This is a genomic window from Microbacterium pseudoresistens (assembly GCF_013409745.1).
Lineage (GTDB): Bacteria > Actinomycetota > Actinomycetes > Actinomycetales > Microbacteriaceae > Microbacterium > Microbacterium pseudoresistens.
In genome coordinates, this window is record NZ_JACCBH010000001.1 from 256,689 (window position 1) to 271,179 (window position 14,491).

At 69.5% G+C, this 14,491-nt stretch carries 13 protein-coding genes; 3 read left to right on the forward strand and 10 right to left on the reverse strand.

Going from position 1 to position 14,491, the window contains the following annotated elements; genetic code table 11:
- Nucleotides 1-42: 42 nt before the first annotated feature.
- Complete coding sequence (locus BKA02_RS01250; RefSeq protein ID WP_179430544.1) at nt 43-1,563, forward strand: Mur ligase family protein; 1,521 nt, start codon at nt 43-45, stop codon at nt 1,561-1,563.
- 9 nt (nt 1,564-1,572) lie between these two features.
- Here the strand turns inward: BKA02_RS01250 and BKA02_RS01255 are convergent, their stop codons facing one another.
- Entirely contained in the window at nt 1,573-2,442 is an 870-nt protein-coding gene (locus tag BKA02_RS01255) for a sulfurtransferase (RefSeq protein WP_246285952.1), read from the reverse strand.
- Between the two features lie 113 nt (nt 2,443-2,555).
- On the opposite strand from BKA02_RS01255, the gene BKA02_RS01260 reads away from it, so the two are divergent.
- Nucleotides 2,556-3,557, forward strand: coding sequence for a Gfo/Idh/MocA family protein (locus tag BKA02_RS01260; protein ID WP_179430548.1), 1,002 nt, complete (start codon nt 2,556-2,558; stop codon nt 3,555-3,557).
- The gene (locus tag BKA02_RS01265; protein ID WP_179430550.1) at nt 3,550-4,506 is read left to right on the forward strand and encodes an NYN domain-containing protein; all 957 of its coding nucleotides are present in this window, start codon (nt 3,550-3,552) and stop codon (nt 4,504-4,506) included. Before BKA02_RS01260 ends, BKA02_RS01265 begins: the two co-directional genes overlap by 8 nt.
- Here BKA02_RS01265 and BKA02_RS01270 read toward each other — a convergent pair.
- The 9 genes from BKA02_RS01270 to BKA02_RS01310 are packed head-to-tail and all read right to left on the reverse strand — an operon-like array spanning nt 4,493 to nt 14,474.
- The gene (locus tag BKA02_RS01270) at nt 4,493-5,743 is read right to left on the reverse strand and encodes an MFS transporter (protein WP_179430552.1); all 1,251 of its coding nucleotides are present in this window, start codon (nt 5,741-5,743) and stop codon (nt 4,493-4,495) included. The genes BKA02_RS01265 and BKA02_RS01270 overlap by 14 nt on opposite strands.
- 3 nt (nt 5,744-5,746) lie before the next feature.
- Nucleotides 5,747-6,754, reverse strand: a complete 1,008-nt coding sequence (locus BKA02_RS01275) for a sugar phosphate isomerase/epimerase family protein (RefSeq protein ID WP_179430554.1) — start codon at nt 6,752-6,754, stop codon at nt 5,747-5,749.
- On the reverse strand, nt 6,751-7,713 hold the full coding sequence (locus BKA02_RS01280; RefSeq protein ID WP_179430556.1) for a sugar phosphate isomerase/epimerase family protein: 963 nt from the start codon (nt 7,711-7,713) through the stop codon (nt 6,751-6,753). The genes BKA02_RS01275 and BKA02_RS01280 overlap by 4 nt, the downstream gene beginning before the upstream one ends.
- A 40-nt stretch (nt 7,714-7,753) precedes the next feature.
- Entirely contained in the window at nt 7,754-8,701 is a 948-nt protein-coding gene (locus tag BKA02_RS01285) for a sugar phosphate isomerase/epimerase family protein (protein WP_179430558.1), read from the reverse strand.
- Between the two features lie 19 nt (nt 8,702-8,720).
- Nucleotides 8,721-9,548, reverse strand: coding sequence for a carbohydrate ABC transporter permease (locus BKA02_RS01290; protein WP_246285953.1), 828 nt, complete (start codon nt 9,546-9,548; stop codon nt 8,721-8,723).
- On the reverse strand, nt 9,545-10,498 hold the full coding sequence (locus BKA02_RS01295) for a carbohydrate ABC transporter permease (protein WP_246285954.1): 954 nt from the start codon (nt 10,496-10,498) through the stop codon (nt 9,545-9,547). Before BKA02_RS01295 ends, BKA02_RS01290 begins: the two co-directional genes overlap by 4 nt.
- 8 nt (nt 10,499-10,506) lie before the next feature.
- Complete coding sequence (locus BKA02_RS01300; RefSeq protein WP_179430560.1) at nt 10,507-11,817, reverse strand: sugar ABC transporter substrate-binding protein; 1,311 nt, start codon at nt 11,815-11,817, stop codon at nt 10,507-10,509.
- A 25-nt stretch (nt 11,818-11,842) separates the two neighbouring features.
- Nucleotides 11,843-13,336, reverse strand: a complete 1,494-nt coding sequence (locus BKA02_RS01305; protein WP_179430562.1) for a GMC oxidoreductase — start codon at nt 13,334-13,336, stop codon at nt 11,843-11,845.
- Between the two features lie 28 nt (nt 13,337-13,364).
- Nucleotides 13,365-14,474 (reverse strand): Gfo/Idh/MocA family protein, encoded by a 1,110-nt coding sequence (locus BKA02_RS01310; RefSeq protein ID WP_179430564.1) that lies wholly within the window; start codon nt 14,472-14,474, stop codon nt 13,365-13,367.
- Between the last annotated feature and the right edge of the window lie 17 nt (nt 14,475-14,491).

Genomic DNA, 14,491 nt, shown 5'->3' on the forward strand with positions numbered 1-14,491 from the left:
CGCCGTCGGGGCCGCGGCGCGCTCCCGTAGAATCGGGAGGTCATGCCCGCCCACACGAATTACGCCGCTCCGCGCCTGGATTCCCGGCCCGTCGAGACCTTCGCCGCCACGCTCGGCGAGCTCTCCGCGCGCCTCGGCGTCGCCCCGCCCGCGCGGGCCGGTATCACGTACACGGGCCTCACGATGGCGACGGATGCGGTGCGCGCCGGCGACCTGTTCATCGCCGCACCGGGCGCCCGCACGCACGGTGCGCGCTTCGCCGAGAAGGCCCGCGCTGCCGGAGCCACGGCTGTGCTCACGGATGCCGCGGGCGCAGCGCTGCTGCCGGACGACCTGCCCGCCCTGATCGTCGACGACGTGCGCGCGGCGGCGGGGCCCGCGGCGGCGCATCTCTACCGCGACCCCGCCGCATCGCTCACGACGGTGGGCATCACCGGCACGCAGGGCAAGACGACCACCGCCTTCTACGTCGCCGCGGCAGCGGGCATGGACGACTCCGGCACCATCGGGTCCATCGGCACGACCGTGCGCGACGTGCTCTTCCCGCCCGAGCTCACCACCCCCGAGGCTCCCGAGCTGCAGGCGCTCCTGGCCGTCATGCGCGAGCAGGGCCTGCGCACCGTGGCCGTCGAGGCATCCAGTCACGCCCTCGTCCTGGGGCGCGTAGGCGGATTCGCCTTCGACGCGGGCATCTTCCTCAACCTCGGGCACGACCACCGCGACTTCCACCCCACCCAGGCCGAGTACTTCGACGCCAAGGCGCGCCTGCTCACCCCCGCGCACGCCCGCGTCGCGATCGTCGACGTCGACTCGCACTGGGGGCGACGGGCGGCAGAGCGCGCGAGCATCCCCGTGCGCACGATCTCGGCGCTGGGCGATGACGCCGACTGGCGGGCGGAGAACGTCGAACTGCGCGCCGACGGCTCGTCGTTCGACATCCGCTCGCCCGAGGGCGAGACCGTACGGTTCCGCACGCAGCTCACCGGAGCCTTCAACGTCGACAACATCCTCACCGCCGTGGCGGCCCTCGCCGAGACGGGCCGCACGCTGGAGGAGATGGTCCCGGGCATCGCCGCGCTGCCGAGCGTGGAAGGGCGCCTGCAGCGGTTCGACTTCGGTCAGCCGTTCACCGCGATCGTCGACTCGGCCCATAAACCCGAAGCGATCAATGCCGCCCTGCGAGCTGTGCGCACCACCTCCCCCGAGGGCCGGCTCATCGCCGTGCTGGGCGCCAACGGCAACCGCGACGCCGCCAAGCGGCGCATGATGGGACGATTCGCCGCCATGCATGCCGATGTGCTCGTGGTCACCGACGACAACCCCTACGACGACGACCCCGACGAGATCCGCGCGACGCTCATCGCCGGCGCCCGCTCCTCGGATGTCGAGGTCGTCGAGATCGGCGACCGGCGTGAGGCGATGGCCGCGGCCGTGCGAATGGCGCGCCCGGAGGACACCGTGGTGATCCTCGGCAAGGGCCACGAGCGCTATCATGCTCTCGCCGGCGGGGAGATCGCCTGGTACGACCCCGACGTGCTGCGCGAGGTCATCGAGGCGCTCTGAGCCGCGGACCTAGTCCGTCGGATCCTCGTCGGAGAACGGTCCGGTCTCGATCGGGGCTCCCGGCGTGTTCGACCAGGCGCTCCACGAGCCCGGGTACACCGTCACCTCGCGCCCGATGAGCGCGCCGGCGAGCGCGAGCTGCGCGGCCGTGACGCCGGATCCGCAGTATGCCGCGATCGGAATGTTCTCCCCGGCGCCCGCGGCCTCGAACCTGGCGCCGATCTCCTCAGGGGTGCGGAAGCGTCCGTCCTCGGTGAGCACCTCGGTGATCGGCAGGTTCTGCGCGCCGGGGATGTGCCCCGCGATCGGATCGAGCGGCTCGGTCTCGCCGCGGTAGCGCTCCGGGGCGCGGGCGTCGAGCAGCACGCCGGTCCACAGCAAGATCTGATCCGTGTCGAGAACGTCGCCTCGTCCGGGGCGGGTGAGCACGGCATCCCCCACGTCGGGAACGACATCGCCCTCCTCGAGCCCGCCGCCGATCGCGCGCCAGGCGCCGAGCCCGCCGTCGAGCACGCGCACGTCCTTCACCCCCGCGCGAGTGAGCGCCCACCAGGCGCGGGATGCGGGCAGCGAGCGCGCGTCGTCGTAGACGACGACGGTGTCGCCCTCGCAGATGCCCCAGCGGCGCGCCGCGCGTTCGAGATCGTCGTCGTCCGGCAGCGGGTGGCGACCCTCGGCGGCGGCACCGGCACGGGAGAGCTCGCCCTCCAGATCGGCGAACACGGCGCCGGGCAGATGACCGGCGAGGTAGTTCTCCCGCCCGTCGGTGAAGCCGAGCCGATAGCGCACGTCGAGCAGCCGCACGCGGGCGGCAGGATCCGCGAGCAGCGTGCGCAGCGCCTCGGCGGACACAAGAGGGGAAGCAGAGGGAGCGGCCATGCCTCTCATTATCATCCGATCCTCCGCTCCGATCAGGGCTGGATATCTCTGGCCAGAGGTGGACATCTCCGATCAGGGCGGGATAGGGGCGCTCAGCCCGTACGCTGGGGGATGTGACCGGTCTTCGTTGGGGCATCCTCGCCACGGGCGGGATCGCCGCCGCCTTCGCCGCGGACCTGCGCTCGGCGGGGCTCGACCTCGTCGCGGTCGGATCGCGCGACCAGGAGTCGGCCGACGCCTTCGCCGCGCGCTTCGACATCCCCCGCGCCTACGGGTCGTACGCGCAGCTCGCGGCCGATCCCGACGTCGACATCGTCTACGTCGCCACACCGCATCCGATGCACGCCCGCGATGCCCGCCTCGCGCTGGAGCACGGCAAGCACGCACTGGTCGAGAAGGCCTTCACGCTGAACCGTGACGAGGCGGAGGGCCTGCGCGCCCTGGCGGCGGAGAAGGGCCTGCTCGTCATGGAGGCGATGTGGACGCGCTACCTGCCGCACATGGTGCGCCTGCGCGAGATCATCGCCGACGGAGTGCTCGGCGAGATCCGTGCGGTGAGCGCCGATCACACCCAGTTGTTGCCCACCGATCCCGCCCACCGCCTGAACGCGCTGGAGCTCGGCGGAGGCGCGCTGCTGGATCTCGCGATCTATCCGATCTCGTTCGTCTGGGATGTGCTGGGCGCGCCGAGCACCGTGCACGCCGTGGCGCGCCTAGGCGAGACCAGTGCCGACACCGAGGTCGCCACCGTCATGACGCACGGCTCCGGTGCGGTGTCGACCACCGTGTCGTCGTCGCGGGGCGCAGGGCCCAACGCCGCCATGGTGGTGGGAACGAGGGCCCGCGCCGAGATCGAGCGGTTCTTCTGGAGCCCGAGCGTGCTCCGCGTCACGGATCCCGACGGAGTGGTTCTCGAGGAGTTCGACGGACGCGCCGCGCCCGACGGAGCGCGCGGCATGCAGCATGAGGCCCTCGCCGCCGAGCGCTTCGTCGCCGAGGGCCGACTCGACAGCGACGTGCTGCCGATCGCCGAGACCGTTGCGATCATGGGTGTGCTCGACGACATCCGCGCGCAGATCGGGGTGCGCTACCCCGGAGAGGATTCGCATGGCTGACACGCAGGACGCCCGCGTCGCCGTCTACCTGGACTTCGACAACATCGTCATCTCCTGGTACGACCGGGTGCATGGCCGCAATGCCTACGGCAAGGACCGCCAGCGGATCGCGGACGACCCGAACGACCCCGAGGTCGCCGAGCGCCTCTCGCGTGCCGCGATCGATGTGGGCGCCATCATCGACTACGCGTCCTCCTTCGGCACCCTCGTGCTCACCCGCGCGTATGCGGACTGGTCCTCGCCCGTCAACGCCGAGTACCGCAACCAGCTCGTGGCGCGCGCTGTAGACCTCGTGCAGCTCTTCCCCGCCGCCGCGTACGCCAAGAACGGCGCCGACATCCGCCTCGCCGTCGACGCGGTCGAAGACATGTTCCGCCTCCCTGACCTCACCCATGTCGTGATCGTGGCGGGAGACTCCGACTACGTGCCGCTCGCCCAGCGGTGCAAGCGGCTGGGCCGGTACGTGATCGGCGTGGGCGTGGCCGGATCCACGGCCAAGTCGCTGGCCGCGGCGTGCGACGAGTTCGAGGCCTACGACTCGCTGCCGGGTGTGGAGAAACCGCGGCCAAAGGCGGACCCGGTCGAGAAGGCGACGTCGAAAACGCCCGCGAAGTCGCGGCGGAAGCCGACGACGAAACACGATGCCGCGGCCCCCGAGGAGTCGGCATCGGACGAGTCCGAGTCCGACCCGATCCTCACCGCCGCGGCGGCGCAAAACGAGGCCACGGCGCTGCTGGAACGCGCGCTGCGGTTGGGGCATGACAAGAGCGACGGCGACGACTGGCTGCACAGCTCGGCGGTGAAGACCCACATGCGCCGGATGGACCCCTCCTTCAGCGAGAAGGCGCTCGGCTATCGCTCGTTCTCGGAGTTCCTGAAGTCCCGGGATGCGATCGCCGAGCTCTCCGAGACCGGCCACGAGCGACTGGTGCGCCTCACGGAGAACTGACGCCGGCGGTCGCCTGAGAGCGCAGGCTCCGCCACAGCACCGCGGCGAGCGCGATCGTGACGAGCCCGACGATCGCGAAGGCCAGTCGTGGATCGGTGAGGTCGGCCAGTGCGCCCACGGCGAGACCGCTCAGCACCGACGAGCCCGGCAGCGCCATCGCCCACAGACCCATCACGCGCCCGCGGATGGCCGACGGCGTCGAGAGCATGACGAAGGCGTTGGCCCGGGCGATGAACCACATCACGGTCGCTCCCACCAGCGCGAGTCCGACGAACATCGGGGGCAGCGACGGGGATGCCGCCGTGAGCACGACGGCCGCGCCCATCGCGAGCGCAAGCGCCCGGACCTCGCCGCTGCGCGGCATCGTCGGGCCCGTCGCCGAGAACACCGCGCCGGGAAGGGCGCCCAGACCGAACGCCATCGCCAACGCTCCGTACGTGCCGCCGTCGGCATGGAAGACGTCGGCGACGATCAGAGGGACCACGACGGCGATGTTGAAGCACGCCGCGGCGCACGCGGCGAGGAGCAGAGTCGCGCCCACCGCCGGCGTGCGACGGGCGAATCGCCAGGCTCCTCCTTCCCCCCCGGCCGATCCGCTGCCCGTCGTCTCGGGTCGCGTCGGCGCGAGCAGCGAGAGCACGATGATCGAGGGGACGAACACGGCGGCCGCGAGCACGAAGCACCAACCCGCATCGGCCACGACGAGCAGGAGCCCCGCCAGAGCGGGGCCCAGGACGCGCGAAGCATTGATGACGATCTCGTTCATGCTCACCGCACCGGTCATCCGCTCGCGGCCGACCAGATCCATCACGAGCAGCTGACGAGCGGGGTTGTCCACGGCGAAGGCGACGCCGTGCAGCAGCGCCAGCAGGATCAGGCTCCAGATGCGCAGGCCGCCGGTGAAGGCGAGGGCGGCCAGCGCCGCGGCCACCAGCGACTGCGCCGCAGCCGTGACCAGCAGCACCGTGCGTCGCGGAAAGCGATCGACCAGCACGCCGACGACGGGACCGAGCACGAGCGTGGGGAGCATCATGCATCCGGTCACGGCTCCGAGCGCGAGCCCGTCCCCGCCGAGCTCGACGACCAGCCACGCCATCGCGATCTGCGCCGCCGCCCCACCGGTGCCCGACAGCAGCTGCGCGAGGCTCCAGCGGCGGTAGTCCCGCACACGGAGCGCGGAGAAGGATCGTGCGAGCGCTTCAGCGGTGAACCGCGCTCGCAGGCCAGATCGTTCCACGCGCTACTGGTTGCTGAAGGCGGCGTCGAAGGAGGCCTCGGGCGGGGGCCAGAGCAGGGAGCGGACGAAGGTCACGGCTTCGGCGGCGCCGTGCAGACGATCCATTCCGGCGTCCTCCCATTCGATGGAGATCGGTCCGGAGTAGCCGATGGCGTCGAGCGCGCGGAACGCGTCCTCCCACGGCACATCGCCATGACCGGTGGAGACGAAGTCCCAGCCGCGACGCGGATCGCCCCACGCCAGGTGCGAGCCCAGGACGCCGGCGCGCCCGTTGCGCGGACGCATCCGGGTGTCCTTGCAATCGACGTGGTAGATGCGGTCCTTGAAGTCCCAGATGAAGCCGACCGGGTCGATGTTCTGCCACATCATGTGCGACGGATCCCAGTTGAATCCGAAGGCCTCGCGGTGCTCTATCGCCTCCAACGTGCGCACGCTGGTCCAGTAGTCGTAGGCGATCTCGCTCGGATGCACCTCGTGCGCGAAGCGCACGCCTTCCCCATCGAAGACATCCAGGATGGGATTCCACCGTGCGGCGAAGTCCTCGTATCCGGCGTCGATGACCTCTCCCGGAACGGGCGGGAACATCGCCACGTACGGCCAGATCGACGAGCCGGTGAAGCCGACGACCGTGTCGACCTCGAGCTTGCGCGCGACACGGGCGGCGCGCTTCATGTCCTCTGCGGCGCGCCGGCGCACACCCTCCTCGTCGCCGTCGCCCCAGACGTAGTCCCGCACGATCGCCTTGTGCCGGAAGTCGATGGGGGCATCACACACCGCTTGACCTGCGAGATGATTCGAGATTGCGAAGATCTGCAGTCCGTGGCGGTCCAGGATCTCCTTGCGCGAGGCGAGGTAGGCGTCGTCCTCATCGGCGCGCTTCAGGTCGAGATGATCGCCCGAGGCCGCCACCTCCAGGCCGTCGTAACCCCATTCGGCCGCGAGGCGAGCGACCTCCTCGAACGACAGGTCAGCCCACTGCCCTGTGAACAGCGTGACCGGATGCGTGCTCATGATGATCCCTTCGGATAGTTCTGCTCGACCCACGACCAACTGGTCTTCGCGCTCGCGAACGGCTCCATGCTGGGTTTGTCCACCTCGACGAGGACCGTCCCGTCGAAGTGTTCGGGGAGGGCTGCCAGAGCGTCGATCAGAGGAACATCTCCCAGACCCGGTTCGAGGAAGAACCGTTGCGCCATCACGTCGAAGTAGGGCGTCGGCGTCTTTCTCGCCTCTGCGGCGAGGGCGAGATCCATGTCCTTGATGTGCAGGTCCGAAATGCGGTCTCGGTGCGCTCTCACCCAGGCCACCACGTCCGCCCCGGTCCAGGCGAGATGGCCCAGATCGGGCCCTGCGGCCAGGATGCCCTCCGGGATCGCCTCCAGCACGTGGTCGTACTCCTGAACGGTCTCGATCCAGGTGCCGACGTGATTGTGCAGCGCCGCCGTCACGCCTTCGGCGGCGAGCACCTCGGCCGCCTGCCCGATCATGTCGGTCACGCGATCCAGCCGTGCCGGATCGAAGGCATGGCCGGTCGCGGCAGAGACGTCGATCCGGGGCCGCCCCGGCGCCATATCGGCGGCCAGGAAGATCCGGTCCAGTCCCATGTACAAGCTCTCCTCGGCCCGGCGTCGAATGCCGTCGAACCAGCGGAAGCGCGCGTCCTCATCGGCCGAGTGGTCGAGCCCGAACTCCTCCGGCAGCCCGATGTGCACGTAGCCGGGGGTCACGATGAGTCCGGACTCCTCCACCACGCGGGCGTAGTGCTGGAGGGTCTGCGTCGGGAGCACTTCGAGCATGACGCGGGAGAAGCCCGCCTCACGCACCTGGCCGAGCACCCGGGGCTGCTTGGCCAGGAAGCTGGGCCGGTCGAACTCCCACCCGACGCTGCCGGGCTCCCCGGTGGACTCCCCGAGCGACACGGTGATCCACTGCAGCGTGTTCAGGGAGAACTGGTCCTGTGTGAGCGTCATCGCCTCGATCCTCTCGCCATTGTCGTCGTTCGGCGCCGCGTCAGTCGCGGGTCAGGTCGGCGACCCAGCGGGCCGTATGCCTCGCGCTGTCCACCGGATCCATGCTGGCGCGGTCCACCTCGATGATGATCCAGCCGCCGAAGTCGTCCGGCAGCGCGTCGAGGATTCCCGGCAGGTCGAGCTGGCCGAGTCCGGGCTCTCGGTACAGGCCGAGGTCGGTGGCGCGCTCGTAGGTCAGCGGCTCCTCGCGGCTGCGGCGCGCGAGCTCCATGTCGAGATCCTTGAGGTGCAGGTCCTGCACGCGGTCCGACCACGTCGTGATCGCATCCTTCGCGTCGATGCCGGCCCACTCGAGGTGCCCGATGTCGAAGGAAACTCCCAGTCGGGAGCCGTCGATGCTGTTCAGCACGTGCTCGTACTCCTGGCGGGTCTCGATCCAGGTGCCGACGTGGTTGTGCAGGCCGGGCTTCACGCCTTCGGCGTTGAGCACGTCGACCGCTTCGTCGATGAGGTCGGTGAGCTCGTCCAGGCGATCCTGCGAGAAGTCGTGTCCCACGGCGGGGCGCAGCCAGCGCGAGCCGGTCTGATCCACCTCGGCGGCGAGGAAGATCGTCGACAGCCCCACGTAGTTCGACTCCTCGGCCTTGCGCCGCACCGCGTCGAACCAATGGATCCGCTCGAAGGAGCCCTTCTCGTACCGCGGACCGTGATCGCTCATCAGCGGAACCTGCACGTACCCGGGAGCGAGCGCCAGGCCCGCCGCCTCGATCATCCGCCCGTAGTTCTGAAGCGTCTGGGTGTCGAGCACCTCCAGCATGGTCGCCTCGAACCCGGCATCCCGGATCTCCCGCAGCACGTCGGGGTACTCGGCGACGAAGGCCGGGTCGGCGAAGCGCCACAGGCTCGCGCTGTCCAGATCGTCCGGATCCTCCTTGACGTTGATCCACTGAATGGCGTTGAGGGCGAACCTCAGTCGATTCGGCTGCATGCGGAGTCCTTTCGTCGTGTCACTTCAGTCCTGTGGCGGCGACGCCCTGGATGAAGTACTTCTGCAGGAAGAGGAAGAGGATGAGGATCGGCAGGAGCACGACCATGGCCCCGGCGAGCAACAGGCCGAACGAGATCGTGTTGGAGGCCTGAGACGCCACCGACAGCCCGACGGGTGCGGTGTAGGTGTCCTGCGACTGTGCCACCACCAGAGGCCAGAGGAAGTTGTTCCAGGAGGTCAGGAACGACAGGATCGCCACGGTGGCAAGACCGGGCCCGGTGAGCGGGAGGAACACGCGGAAGAAGATCCGCGCCTCACCCGCGCCGTCCAGGCGCGCCGCCTCGAGCAGCTCGAAAGGCACGCCGTGCGCGAACTGCCGCATGATGAACACGCACAGCGGCAGTGCCAGCACCGGCAGGATGATCGCGATGAGCGTGTTGACCAGGCCCAGCTGCACGACGATGAGGAACTGCGGCACGAACAGGGCGACGTAGGGCACGATCATCGCCACGATGACGAGCGGGAACACGGCGCCGCGTCCGCGGAAGCGGAGCTTGGCGAGCGCGTAGCCGGCCATGGCGCTGAACAGCACGTTGCCCACGATCGCGACCGAGGAGACGATGAAGCTGTTCATCATGTAGTCGCCGAAGCCGCGCTCGGCGAACAGCTGCACGTAGTTGCCGATCTGGAACGACTCCGGCAGCCACGCGCCGGGGTTTCCGAGGAACTCCGCCTGCGTCTTGAAGGATCCGAAGAACACCCAGACGAAGGGCAGGAGCATGAACACGGTGATGACGATCAGGACGGTGTAGTTCAGCGCCTGACGCGTCGGCGAGAGAGTCTTCAATGTTTCGGCCTCAGCATTCTGAACTGGACGATCGCGACGATGCCGACCAGCAGCAACAACAGCACCGATCCGGCCATCGAGGCGGAGACGTTGCCGAACCCGAACTGCTCGTACACCCAGAGGGCGACCGACTTGGTCGAGCTCAGCGGACCACCCCGGGTGAGCAGGTAGGGCTCCTCGAAGATGTTCAGGAACGACACGGTCTGCAGCACCGTCACCAGCAGGGTGGTTGGACGCAGCAGCGGCAGCGTGATCGACCACAGGCGCCGCCAGGCACCGGCTCCGTCGGTGGACGCTGCCTCGTAGATCTCCTCCGGCACGGCCTGCAGGCCCGCCAGGAAGAGGATCATGCACGTTCCGGTGGTGCGCCAGACGCCCATCATGACGACGGTGGTCACGGCCCAGCCGGGCTCGCCCAGCCAGTTCGGCCCCTGGATGCCGATGTCGCCGAGCGTGGCGTTGACCGGGCCGGAGATCGAGAACGCGTACTGCCAGATCACGGCGGCGGCGACGATGTTGGTGATGACAGGCACGTAGGCGGCGGCGCGGAAGAAGGTTCGGAGCCGGCGGATGCCGTTGTTGAGCATGAGTGCCAGGGCCAGTCCCAGACCCATGCTCAGCGGCACGCACAGCACCACGAACAGCACCGTGTTGAGGAAGGATCGCTGGAACCCTGGGTTGCCGATGATCGCCAGGAATCCGTCGATCCCGGTGAAGTTCACCCCGAGCGGGTCGCGGATGTCGCGCGCCGTCATGTCGGTCATGCTCGTGCCGAGCGCGAGGATCGCCGGGATGGCCGTGAAGACGAGGAAGATCAGCAGGAACGGCGCCAGGAACAGCCACGCCGTCGTCGCCTCAGCGCGGGAGCCGCCGTGCGCCTTCGCCCCTCCCCGGGGACGTCGCGAGGACGTCCCCGGGGTGAGCATCGCGCGAGTCGCGGTGGTGGACATGATCCGGGTCAACCACCCATGCCGATGGACTCGGCCTGCGCCTGTGCGGCGTCGAGGGCGTCCTGCGCAGACACGCCTCCGCGCACCACCTTCTCGATCTGCTCGCCGATCACGGTGCCCACCTGGGTCCAGGTGGGCACCTTCGGCAGCGTGATCCCGGTCTCCAGCCCCGCCTCGACGGTCTGGAGGAGAGCGTCGTCGGCGAGCTCGGGGTCATCCCACGCGGCCTTCACCGCCGGCATGTTCTTGAAGATCTCGTACCACTTCACCTGCTGGGCGGGATCGGACATCCACCGGGCGAACTTCCAGGCCGCATCGGCGTTGCCCGAATCGGTCGGAACCATCCAGCTGCCGCCGCCGACGGTCGTGGCCGCATCGCCGTCGGGGCCGACCGGCATGGGTGCCAGCGAGATGTTCGCCTCGGCCCAACCCTCGCCGTTCGCGTCGTCGAACCAGCTGTAGAACCAGGGACCACCATCGATGATCGCGGCGTTCTTGCCGGTGGTCGACCACGAGACCGTGTCGAGGAACTCGGGGCCGTCGGGCGAGGCCAGGCCGTCAGCCATGAAGCTCGCCCAGTACTCCAGCGCCTCGACGTTCTCGGGGCTGTTGATGGTCCACTCGCTCTGGTCATCGGAGATGAAGCCTCCGCCGTTCTGCGCCGAGAAGGTGAGCAGCTGCCGCGCCGTGTAGGCGTCGTAGGCCGCGTAGAGGGCGAGCGGATACTCGACGCCCGACGCCTTCAGCCCCTCGGCGAAGGTACGCAGACCGTCCCAGTCCTCCGGCGCTTCCACGCCCGCCGCGGCAGCGAGGTCGGTGCGGTAGAGCACCATGTCGGCATAGGCGTACCACGGTACGCCGTACGCGACGTCGTCGACGACCGAGTTGTCCCAGATGACCTCGAAGAAGTCGTCCGGGTCGACCAGGTCGTCGGGCACGGCGGCGAAACCGCCGGTCGCGATGAGCGAGGACTGCGTCTCGGTGAAGGCGTAGATGAGATCGGGCACCGTGCCCGCGGTGATCGCCGCCGTCAGCTTCGAGGCGAACTCGGCCTCGGGCACCTGGGTCATCGTGATCTTCACGTCGGGATTCTCAGCGGTGAAGTCCTCGAACATCTGAGGCAGTTCGGCGCCGTCGGCGCCCTGCGTCCAGATCTCCAGCGAGCCGGTGGCCGGCTCGTCGTCGACGGCGGCGGACGATGCCGATCCACCGCCTCCGTCTTCGGCCCTTCCGCAGCCGGTCAGCAGCAGCGCACTGGTGGCGACCAGCGCTATGCCGAGCATCGTCGCCCGGCGTCGCGAAGTGGTGTGTGTGTGCATCGCGATCATCTCCTTGGTGTTCGGGTCAGAGGGCCGCCGCGACCGCGCGCGCGATGCGCACGGACAGGGTGACCCCGGTGAGGGTGGAATTGCAGGTCAGTGCGGTGGGGATCACGCCGTTGCCGGCGAGGAAGAGGTTCTCGTGGTCCCACACGCGTCCGTCGGTGTCCACGACGCTGGTCCCGTCATCGACCGCGCCCATGCGGACGGTCCCGGTGTAGTGCAGCGATGCGCCCGGAGGCTGCACGGTGCGGTCATCGTCCGGGAAGTCGCCGATCACGCGGGCCGCGGCGCGCTGGATCCCGCGGGTGCGGGCGATCTCGTCCAGATCCGCCGCCGAGTACGAGAAGTGCACCGTCATGTGCGGCATCCCGAGCGGGTCAGTCAGCTCGTCGGAGAACTCGATGCGGTTCTCCTCGCGGATCTCGGTGGCGCAATACCAGCCGACGCTGAGCAGATGGCGGCCCTCGAACTCTCGCTCCATGAGCTGTCCGTGCGCCGGTCGCGCTGCGCCGATCGACGGGCTCCAGTACGAGCCGATGAACGGCTCCCCCTTTGGCGGGACAGGGATGTCGGCCTTCGTCAGTCCGAAGCGGGCCTCGTCGATCTCGACCTCGCCGTCGACGGTGGCGTGCTCGTTCAGACGACGTCCCAGCGCGTGCGGCCGGATGCCGGACGCCCACAGCAGCTGCGGCGTGCGCAGCGCATCGGCGGCGACCACGACGACACCGGCCCGCACGATCCCTTCCTCGCCCGTGACGAGGTCGCGCGTGCGCACCTCGGAGACACGGCCGTCTTGGTGCTCCAGCGCCGTGACGAGCACCCCTGTACGCAGTCGCATCCGTTCGTCGGTGCCGTCGAACAGCTCCGGGGCGATGTCACGCGGCCCTGTGCGCGCGAACGGGCGGCCTGGCCGGGAGACACCGCCCATGGGCATGAAGCCCGCCTCGCGTTCGGGGTCGGGGCTGGGGACGGCCTCGCGCAGTGCGCGGAAGATCGGCTCGGTGAAGGGGTTGTCCATGTCGGCCACGAGCGGTCCCACCGAGGTGCGCAGGAGGGTGCGCGCCACCTCCTGATCGGCGCTCCATTCCTGATCGGGCAGGAACGCGGGGATCTCCTCGGCGTACGGCCACGGTGTCGCGGCCGTCCAGTGCACGCCCATCCCGCCGATGTTCCACGCGATGGACGCACCGGGGAACTCAGCGAAGTTGTGGCCGAGGAAGGCCGCCGGGAAGACCCCGGTGGACTCCGCCGTCCAGTGATCCCCGTCGATCTCGTTCATGCTCGCCGCGCCCTTGACGTACTCGATCTGCCGCGCGCGGCGCATGAGGTCGTCGTAGGAGGCATTCATCGCGCTCTCGTCGGCTTCGACGAGGTGCTCTCCGGCCGTGCCCGTGATCTCGCGTCCGGCCTCCAGCACCAGGATGCTCGCCTCGGGCGCGTGCGCGCGCACCTGGTGGGCGATCGTCGCCCCGTTGGGTCCGCTGCCCACGATCACCAGATCGAATTGTTCCGTCATCGTCGTCCTTCCGGCCTCTCTCCTGCGCTCAGCTCTGCTCTGCCACGTCGATCCAGCGCTCGCCCGCCGCGGCTTCGAGCACCGCTTCGGTGAGCTGGGCGGCGCGCACGCCGTCGGCGAAGACCGGCAGCCCGTCGATGCGCTCTCCGGCGACCGTCGCGTAGACGTCGGCGACGAAACCGTTGAAGGCGTCCTGGTATCCCTGTGCGTGACCGACGGGAACCCGCGAGAAGCGCTCCACTCCCGGATGCGCGGTCTGCCCGTCGCGGAACAGCTGCTGGTTGCTCGCACGCCCCCCGATCCAGAGCTCTTCGGGCCGTTCCTGGTCGAAACGGATGCTCGCCTGCGCGCCGTGCAGTTCGAGGGTGAGCGCGTTCTTGCGCCCGGCCGCCATCTGCGAGATGAGGAGCGTGCCGATCGCGCCCGAGTCGAGCTCGACGAGGATCGCCACGGCGTCTTCATTCGCGACCTCGTGCCCGCCTCGGGTGTCGTACACGCGACGGGTGCGCGCCGTGAGGCGGGCGATCCGCTCGCCTGCGACGAACTCGAGCAGGTCGCACAGGTGCGAGCCGATGTCGGCGAAGGCCCGCGAGGGGCCGCCGTCGGCGGAGGTCGCGCGCCAGTCGTCGTCCTCCGGCAGAAGCATCCAGTCTTGCAGGTAGCCGCAGTCGACAGTCAGCAGCGCCCCGATCTCGCCCGCAGCGACCCTCGCCCGCGCCTCGCGGACCATCGGGTGGTAGCGGTACACGAACGGCACGGCGGCGATGACTCCCGCCTCCTCCGCGGCCTCGGCGAGCGTGCGTGCGTCGGCGTGGGTCGTGGCGAGAGGCTTCTCGCAGATCACGTGCTTGCCTGCGGAGATCGCCTGCATCGCCAGCGGGGCGTGGGTCGCGTTGGGCGTGCAGATGTGGACGACGTCGCTGTCCCCGGACAGCAGAGCGGACGCGCTTTCGGCGGCCTCGGCGATGCCGAGCTCCTCGGCGGCGCGCTCGGCGCGCTCCGGGGACGAGCTGGCGACAGCGGTCATCGTCGCGCCGACGGCTCGTGCGGCTCTGCTGTGCACGCGGGCCATGAACCCGCCTCCGAGGAAGCCGGCACGGATCGTTCCGATGCCGGTGTGAGTGACGTCCGTTGTCATGCGGACGATACTGACAC